Here is a 1,749-nt window from a genome sequence, read left to right on the forward strand (position 1 = left end):
GCCCTCACCGGTGCGCGGTGCGGATGTGCTCCCAGATGCGGTCCTTGAGCACCCCGAAGCGCTCGCTCGACATCATCGCGAACGTGCGCGGCCGATCGAGATCGACCACGAGGTCGTCGACTATGCGCCCGGGTCGCGCGCTCAGCACGACGATGCGATCGGCGAGGTACACCGCCTCGTTGAGGCTGTGGGTGACGAACAGGATGGTCTTGCCGGTGTCGGACCAGATCCGCAGGAGCTCCTCGCCGAGCACCATGCGGGTCTGCTCGTCCAGCGCGGCGAACGGCTCGTCCATCAGCAGCACTTCGGGCTGCATGGCCAGTGCCCGGGCAATGCCCACCCGCTGGCGCATGCCGCCGGACAGCTCGCCCGGCCGCTTGTCGCGGGCGTGTGTCATGTGCACCAGTTCCAGGTGCTCCTCGGTCCAGGCGTGGCGTTCGGCGGCCGACTTGCGGCCGCGCCACACCTGATCCACTGCCAGGCGCACGTTGTCGTACGCGCTCAGCCACGGCAGCAGCGCGTGGGTCTGGAACACCATGGCCCGGTCCGGGCCGGGGGCATCCACCTCGCGCCCGGACAGCACCACGCCGCCCGATGTGGCCTGGTTGAGCCCGGCAATAATGTTCAGCAGCGTGGACTTGCCGCAGCCGGAATGGCCGATGAGGGCAATGAACTCGCCGCGCTCGATGCGCAGGTTCACGTTCTGCAGGGCCACGAACGGCCCCTTGGGCGTCGGAAAGGTAATGCCGACGTCGGAGATTTCGAGATGACTCATGGTTGGGCTCCTTGTGCGCTCAGCGCAGGACGGCGTTCTTGTCCCAGCTGACCAGGCGCTGGGCGGACAGCATCAGGCGGTCGAGCAGGAAGCCGAGCAGGCCGATGGTCACCACGCCCACCAGGATGCGCGCCAGCGACTGCGAGCTGCCGTTCTGGAATTCATCCCAGACGAATTTCCCCAGACCCGGGTTCTGCGCCAGCATTTCGGTGGCGATCAGCACCATCCAGCCGATGCCCAGCGACACGCGCATGCCGGCGAACACCATCGGCACCGCGCTGGGCAGCACCACCCGCCGCACCCGCGTGAGCCACGGCAGGCGCAGCACCCGCGTGAGCTGCGTCAGCTCGTGCGGCACGCTGGCCACACCGATGGTGGTGTTGATCAGCGTTGGCCACAGGCAGCACAGCATCACGGTCAGCGCCGAGATGACGAACGACTTGGCCAGCATCGGGTCCGGCGACACGTACAGCGCGCTGACCACCAGCGTGACGATGGGCAGCCAGGCCAGCGGCGAGATGGGCCGCAGCACCTGGATGATGGGATTGAGCGCCGCGTACACACCGCTCGACAGGCCGCTGACGATGCCCAGCGGCACTGCCACCAGCGTGGCCAGCACAAAGCCCGTGGCCACCGTCAGCAGGCTGGTGCCGACCTGGCTGACGAAGGTCGGCGCGCCGGTGTAGGCGGCGCGGATGGGCTCGGCGTTCGGATCGGCCGCCAGGCGGCGGGCGTTGGTCTGCGCCAGGCGTTCCTCGAACGCCTGGGCCCGCTCGCGCTCGGCCTGCCATTCGCCGCCCAGTACCTGCACCTGCTGCGCCACCTGCACCGGCCCCGGCAGGCGGCCGAGCGAGGTGTCGATGCGCGCGGCGAGCACCTGCCACAGCGCCAGGAACACGACGATGCCGATCAGCGCGAACACGGCGCGGGTCGCCGGCTCGCGCCAGCGCGGCGGCGCCTTGGCCGACACCACC

General features: G+C 69.4%; 2 protein-coding genes. Both read right to left on the reverse strand.

Annotation, left to right across the window (positions count from 1 at the left end; genetic code table 11):
• Nucleotides 1–4: 4 nt before the first annotated feature.
• Complete coding sequence (locus ABYX71_RS11860) at nt 5–775, reverse strand: ABC transporter ATP-binding protein (protein WP_372696698.1); 771 nt, start codon at nt 773–775, stop codon at nt 5–7.
• Between the two features lie 19 nt (nt 776–794).
• Nucleotides 795–1,748 (reverse strand): ABC transporter permease, encoded by a 954-nt coding sequence (locus ABYX71_RS11865; protein WP_372696699.1) that lies wholly within the window; start codon nt 1,746–1,748, stop codon nt 795–797.
• Nucleotide 1,749: the final 1 nt, after the last annotated feature.

This window comes from Immundisolibacter sp. (assembly GCF_041625615.1).
Classification (GTDB): Bacteria; Pseudomonadota; Gammaproteobacteria; order Immundisolibacterales; family Immundisolibacteraceae; genus Immundisolibacter.